Origin of the sequence: Oligella sp. HMSC09E12 (assembly GCF_001808505.1) — a bacterium.
GTDB classification, from domain to species: Bacteria; Pseudomonadota; Gammaproteobacteria; order Burkholderiales; family Burkholderiaceae_B; genus Oligella; species Oligella urethralis.
Window position 1 is genome coordinate 1 of record NZ_KV793519.1, and the last position, 5722, is coordinate 5722.

Consider the following 5722-nt stretch of genomic DNA (forward strand, 5'->3'; position numbering starts at 1 on the left):
GGCTTATGTGGAAGGCGATCTAATACATGTTATGCCTTTCCCAGAATCGAAGGAGGACTGAGTGTCTGAAATAATGGAATCAAATTATGCTCAAATGAAATCATACGTTGAGCGAAATAAATTTTCTTTCCAAGAGAAGGATGAACAAGGCTGCAAGCGCCTGGATGTCCAAAATGGTAAAGCGAAGTGCGTAGTTAAAGTTTACTCTACAGGCACCATTCAAATTCAAGGGGCGGAATCAAAGTTAAAAGCGGCATTGTCGCAGGCCAAGGAAGCTGTAGAAAACGAAGAGAACATCGGCGAAATGCTTCCTTTTGAAATCGAGCGATTTCCAGAGGTTCTCAGGGAGAATATCCCTGATGTAGACCCAATTATCGTTCGTTTCATCGAAGAGGCCATTGTAACCATCAAGGCTGGATCGAACTTAGGGTGCGCCTTCCTATTGGGCGGCGCTTCTGAAAAGGCCATATACTTACTGATAGATGCTTACACCCAGGCCATCCCTGATCAAGCCATGCGAGATAGGTTTATATCGAAAACATCAAAGAAGTTTATTTCAAAAGTCTTTGAAGAATTCAAAGCCTCATGGAAAAGCTCGATTAATAAACCCCACGGTTACGGGTGGACAAACGATATCGAGGTGAAAATAGAGCAAATATTTCAGTTTTGTCGGATTTGTAGGAATGAGTCAGGTCATCCGCATTTGCCGCCGAATCTGGACAAAGGGGTCCTGCTTGCAAACATGGGGCAATTTGTAAAATACATCGAAGACATGTACGGAATGATTAACTATTACAAAGAAAATAATGTCCAGTTCTAGGCATAACAATCGCAGGCACGGCGACGTCTTTTTCATTGCGGCTGCGCCTACATTACAAAGCCGCGCGTGCTGCGGGCGTTAGGCATTGGAACAGGGGAATTCGATGTTTTGTACTCAATGCGGCAAAGCAACAGCGAGCGATGCGAAGTTCTGCGGGCACTGCGGAGCACCACGGGGCGTCACGAACCTTCAGCCGACACAAGGTTCTGGCATTGTGGAGTCCACCACTCCACCAGCACCAGCGGAGGCTAACGCGCCATCTACTGCGCCAGTTCGCCCGTGGGTTAGGTACTGGGCGCGAATGTTCGATATCTACTTGGCCGCAATCGTAGGCGGCCTATTGATAGGCATGCTAAATCCATACGCATTCAGCGAGCCTGGAAGCGATCAGTTGTTCGGGCTTGCCTTGGTCTTCGCTTGGGTGTTCATTGAATCGTTGTTTCTTTCAATGTTCGGTACAACTCCAGGCAAGTGGCTCTTTAAGGTTCGACTTATTCCACCATCTGGAGAAAAGCCTGATTACTCCACCGCGCTTTCAAGGAGTTTCAAGGTCTGGTGGCGCGGCCTTGGCATTGGATTTCCACTCGCAAGTCTCATCACTCTCATCGTGGCGCATGGGAAACTAACAAAGAACGGCATCACAAGCTGGGATAGAGATGATGGATTTTCGGTCATGCACGAGCGTATCGGCCCGCTAAGAATCATGGTTGCTGTCGGATTCTTCGTTATGTTTCTACTATTTGTCATTGTCGGAAGCGCGGCCAATGCCTAACAATTCGTTCAAGCCGACGCCGCTTCGCGGCGCGGCTTAACTCAAGCGTTATGTTCACCAAGGTCGAATATTAGATGTTTAAAAAAATACTCTTTCACGCTCTCGTAGGCGGCGCAATTTTTGTTGTTGGGGCAAGTTTGCATGATTTTGCCGACATCAGAGGTCCAGGTAATTTTCTTGCCTACGGCGGAATGGTATATGCAGGTGTAACTACTCTCTTGATACTGGTGGGAGTAAATCTTCCTTCTCCAATAGGAATTCACTCTGGACCTTCATTTTTAGGAAAAGTAACTAAAGACATTTCTCAAAAGAGAGCGCGCGAGGAATTGCTTGAGTACAAAAAATTGTTAGATGAAGGTGTATTAACACAAGAGGAGTTCGACGCAAAGGCAGCCGAACTAAAGAAAAAAATCCTATGAACATAACAAGTCAATCAACTTCGCGCCTTCGGCGCCGGACGCAGCAAAGCTGCGCCGGTTATTGAGGCGTTAGATTTTTTATAGGAGTGAATAAATGGGTTATTCTTCAATTTGGCATTGGCTTATTGTTTTAATTATGTTCTCCCCGGTCATTCTTGGCTTTGCCATAATGGGCCCCCAAAAATCTGTAATGGTCAAACATGGCGCATCCGGATTAGTAAAAAAAGGATATTTCGGCTATTGCTGGACATACCTTCTCTTCGGATGGCTTGTTCCAATAATTAGAGGAGAAATTGGTGTCGGCGTACTTCACCTCATACTAACAGCCGTCACCTTTGGTCTATTTCAAATTGTTATGCCATTTCTTTACAACAAGCAGCATATGACTAGACTTCTGACTTCCGGTTGGCAACTTAATGACGAGCCAGAAATCAACCGAATAGCACAACTAAAACTCGGCATTGCACAATAAAAATTCTAACTGAGCAGTCAAGCCGACCCTCCTTCGGCGGGCGGCTTACTTACGTTCGTTAGCCTCCACAAAACCCACGAAAGGAACTTTAAATGTATAACCCCAACATTACTCGTACAATTTTTACCCTGATTCTCTTTACAGTTTTCAATAGTCAAGTTATGGCTTTAAATGACCAAAGTCTAGAAAGCGGATTAACCAGTGCGCTACGGCTAAAAAAAGGAACAACGGAAAGAATTGGCAACTCTGGGAAGGCTATTCAGGCTTATATGCGAGAAGGGATAGTTAACAAAAAGCCTAACCAACGAGCCGATTACACTGATTATTACCTCGTGAATAAACCAGCGAAATTCATGGGGCATGACCTCATAGTAATTGAAGAAGAATACATGTCACAATACATTGGATGTTGTGTTAGTCCGGGTGTCGGCGTAACAGTCAAGGTCATAGGGAATACTAAAAATCTTGAAAATTTCGCACGCATAAACGGCTGCACATTTACAGACAATGTAAATCTCCAAGAGGAATTGAGCAGCGTGGGGATTAACGCCACCCTTACACAAGGGAGATTTGCCTCATTGAGTTGTCGCGAGAGGGATGCACAACAGTAATCAAAGCAACACATCGGCTAACATGGCGCTCAAGCCGACCCGCTTCCGCTACGCTCCAGCGGTCGGCTTAGCTCTACGTTAGGACTACAAGAGGATCAATTGAATGAGTCAGGTTTATGATAGAAGTTTATTGGAAGGTTCCTTATCTCAAATGGAGTCAGTCGCCATGAATTTTGCCCATAGGTTTATAAATGATGGCAAGGTCAGGATGAGTTACATCAACCAAACCAGAAAATTGGCTCAAGAATACCGCGCAAAAGTTAGTTCTGGAGCAATAACGGCAGAAGAAGCAGCAAAGCAGGTTCAAGGGATACGAAACCAAATTCTTGAAGCGCAACGTTTACGAACAAGTGATGTAGGCAAAGCGATAGCGGTAAAATTAAAGAAGACGGGATTAACACTATCAGAATTGACTGATAAATATGCAAAGAGCATGTTTGGTAAATCGTTTTTGAATTTATCCGCCGAAAATCAAAATAGGGTATATCTCGAGATTATAGAAAGCTCTGGTAGACCAAGACCATCTATGAATGCTGAGGCCAGTAAATATAGTAAGCTGGGCCGAGGACTGTTGGTTGTTACTATCGGCGTTGCCGTTTACAACATCGCTGTTGCAGAAGATAAGGTAACTGCTACGGCGAGAGAGGGAGTCATAATTGGTGGAGGTTTCGCCGGAGGTGCTGCTGGCGGTGCGGTGGCAGGACTCGCCAGTGGGCCGGGTGCTCCTGTTTGTGTCACTATCGGGGTGTTTGTAGGTGGTGCATTGGGTGCGCTAGGTGCTGATTTCACTTTTGGGTGGTTTTTCTGATGCCCATAAAGGAAATAAAGGAATTTCATATAATAGATACGATAGAAAAACCTAATGAAACGCCAAGAGTATTGCTTGAAAACAAAAGTTTAAAAAAACAAATTGAGGTTTCAGGAAAGGTGCTGGAAGCGCAGTATCGAATTGGAGAAAGTTTCCTTGTTCTGGTCACGGAAGGAAACCCTTTCGAAGAGGCGCTATACGTATACTATTTTAGCAATAGTTTGCATCTCATGGATTCACTGGAGCTTTCTGCAATGTATTCGGAAGGGATGCTCAGAAATGTTTCTCTTTCTGATTCAGGAGATATTATGTTTTCGTTTTTTGATAACGATGAACAGTGGGTTTTGAAAGTATATTCACAGCCTAAGTACGATTTTTTCAATAACAAATACCCGGTTAAAAGAAAAATGCCGGTTTTTCATAAAAATTGGCTGAGCTTAAAGAAGTCCTAACAAATTGCTGCACACGGACACATACTGCTAGGCTCGTTTTGTGTCTGTCGCTGCGCTCCATTATCACACAAAACGCTCTCCGCAGCATGTGCCGGTGAGCACGGCGTTATATTCACAGGCCGGCATGGTCACATAGGGGTAGATATGAGCAAAGGTAAAGAAGGTGCTTTCATATATGCCGATGAGTCAGGACACTCAGGAAAAGAGATTTTTATTGAAAATTCACCTTTTTATTATCAAGGCGCAGTAATATCCGTTGGTGAAATTGAAACCAAAGTTGCACCAATAATTCAAAGATATTGCACTGATAACGGGTTGGAAAGATTGCATGGTTACGAGCTTGGAGAAGAGAAAGTAAATAGCCTTTGCTTAGAGTTGTTGGAGGCTTTAGACGGTACTCAATGGAGATTTCATTACACAACACTTCAAAAAAGGTATATAGCACCTACAAAATTTGTTGATACTGTCTTTGATTGTTGGGATAACCCCGCCGTCCATCCTTTCTGGTACACAACTGAACTATTCAGACACACATTATGTATATTAATAGATGACATGATGGAAGACGATCTAGACGTTGAGTTTTGGAACTGTTATTTAAAAGACGATTTGGATGGTCTAATCAATATATGCAAAGCCTTGCTGGAAAAAGCTCTATATATTTACGACAAAAGAGCATGTGAAGTCGTCACTGCAGGGCTAAGCTACGCGATAGATAACCCTGATATTTTCACTCTAATATCAGCTAAAGGTAAAAGCGCATATAAAAAACAGACGCCGAATATTATAGCTTTTTCTAGCTTATTAACTGCCACGCATAGGTTTTGCAAAGAGTATGGCGTATCAGTTTCTGAGCTTATTCATGAACAGAGCGATGAATTCAAAGGATCGATGCGGGAGTATCACCGCATGTTTTTTGGTGTCGATTTTGAAGAAGATAAATTCGGTGGTATCCCTCAATTTAAAGAGGTCGAATACGACTTGGGAGAATTCAAATTAGAATCTTCAAAAATATCGTATGGATTACAAGTAGCTGATCTTTTCCTATGGCTAATTCAAAGAGATGTTAAAAATAATAGCCTTGAAGAAACCAAGGCTAAGATATTAGACAACTCTGATGATTTCGTTATTTCAAGATCAATGTCTTTAGCAATTATCCAAGCTAGGCACTATCAATTAATGCAGCAAGAACTAACGCCTGAGATGATAAAAGCAGGCAAAGAGCTAAATAAAAAAATTAAAGCCAACCAAAAAGCAGCAATGGATAAGTGAATATAACAAGCGCATATTGGCGGACTAGTTTTTTGCTGCGCTCCAAACCAGCCGCAAATGCGGGCGTTAGCCAGATGGAAATACTGTAATGAAAGA

Annotated in this window: 8 protein-coding genes; all 8 read left to right on the plus strand. The window is 43.1% G+C overall.

Annotated elements, in window-relative coordinates:
* Nucleotides 1-61: 61 nt before the first annotated feature.
* The 8 genes from HMPREF3179_RS01055 (at nucleotide 62) to HMPREF3179_RS01090 (ending at nucleotide 5626) form a co-directional block, all read left to right on the plus strand.
* A complete protein-coding gene (locus HMPREF3179_RS01055; protein WP_070469336.1) occupies nucleotides 62-820 on the plus strand; it encodes a hypothetical protein in 759 nt (252 codons plus the stop codon).
* Between the two features lie 103 nt (nucleotides 821-923).
* Complete coding sequence (locus HMPREF3179_RS01060; RefSeq protein ID WP_052043728.1) at nucleotides 924-1592, plus strand: RDD family protein; 669 nt, start codon at nucleotides 924-926, stop codon at nucleotides 1590-1592.
* Nucleotides 1593-1666: 74 nt separating this feature from the next.
* Nucleotides 1667-2011 carry an SHOCT domain-containing protein gene (locus HMPREF3179_RS01065; protein WP_036561193.1) on the plus strand — a complete coding sequence of 115 codons (345 nt, stop codon included), beginning with the start codon at nucleotides 1667-1669 and terminating at the stop codon, nucleotides 2009-2011.
* Between the two features lie 94 nt (nucleotides 2012-2105).
* On the plus strand, nucleotides 2106-2483 hold the full coding sequence (locus tag HMPREF3179_RS01070; protein WP_083290377.1) for a Sec-independent protein translocase family protein: 378 nt from the start codon (nucleotides 2106-2108) through the stop codon (nucleotides 2481-2483).
* A 92-nt stretch (nucleotides 2484-2575) separates the two neighbouring features.
* Nucleotides 2576-3094 (plus strand): hypothetical protein, encoded by a 519-nt coding sequence (locus tag HMPREF3179_RS01075; protein ID WP_052043726.1) that lies wholly within the window; start codon nucleotides 2576-2578, stop codon nucleotides 3092-3094.
* 103 nt (nucleotides 3095-3197) lie between these two features.
* Nucleotides 3198-3902 carry a hypothetical protein gene (locus HMPREF3179_RS01080; protein ID WP_036561174.1) on the plus strand — a complete coding sequence of 235 codons (705 nt, stop codon included), beginning with the start codon at nucleotides 3198-3200 and terminating at the stop codon, nucleotides 3900-3902.
* Nucleotides 3902-4354, plus strand: coding sequence for a hypothetical protein (locus HMPREF3179_RS01085; protein ID WP_036561171.1), 453 nt, complete (start codon nucleotides 3902-3904; stop codon nucleotides 4352-4354). The genes HMPREF3179_RS01080 and HMPREF3179_RS01085 overlap by 1 nt, the downstream gene beginning before the upstream one ends.
* A 144-nt stretch (nucleotides 4355-4498) precedes the next feature.
* A complete protein-coding gene (locus tag HMPREF3179_RS01090; protein ID WP_036561168.1) occupies nucleotides 4499-5626 on the plus strand; it encodes a DUF3800 domain-containing protein in 1128 nt (375 codons plus the stop codon).
* Nucleotides 5627-5722 lie beyond the last annotated feature (96 nt).

Bases quoted from the DNA above. Each gene is read 5' to 3' on its own strand.
- HMPREF3179_RS01065 (WP_036561193.1), top strand. From the start codon at position 1,667: ATGTTTAAAAAAATACTCTTTCACGCTCTCGTAGGCGGCGCAATTTTT.
- HMPREF3179_RS01060 (WP_052043728.1), top strand. From the start codon at position 924: ATGTTTTGTACTCAATGCGGCAAAGCAACAGCGAGCGATGCGAAGTTC.
- HMPREF3179_RS01070 (WP_083290377.1), top strand. From the start codon at position 2,106: ATGGGTTATTCTTCAATTTGGCATTGGCTTATTGTTTTAATTATGTTC.
- HMPREF3179_RS01080 (WP_036561174.1), top strand. From the start codon at position 3,198: ATGAGTCAGGTTTATGATAGAAGTTTATTGGAAGGTTCCTTATCTCAA.
- HMPREF3179_RS01085 (WP_036561171.1), top strand. From the start codon at position 3,902: ATGCCCATAAAGGAAATAAAGGAATTTCATATAATAGATACGATAGAA.
- HMPREF3179_RS01090 (WP_036561168.1), top strand. From the start codon at position 4,499: ATGAGCAAAGGTAAAGAAGGTGCTTTCATATATGCCGATGAGTCAGGA.
- HMPREF3179_RS01075 (WP_052043726.1), top strand. From the start codon at position 2,576: ATGTATAACCCCAACATTACTCGTACAATTTTTACCCTGATTCTCTTT.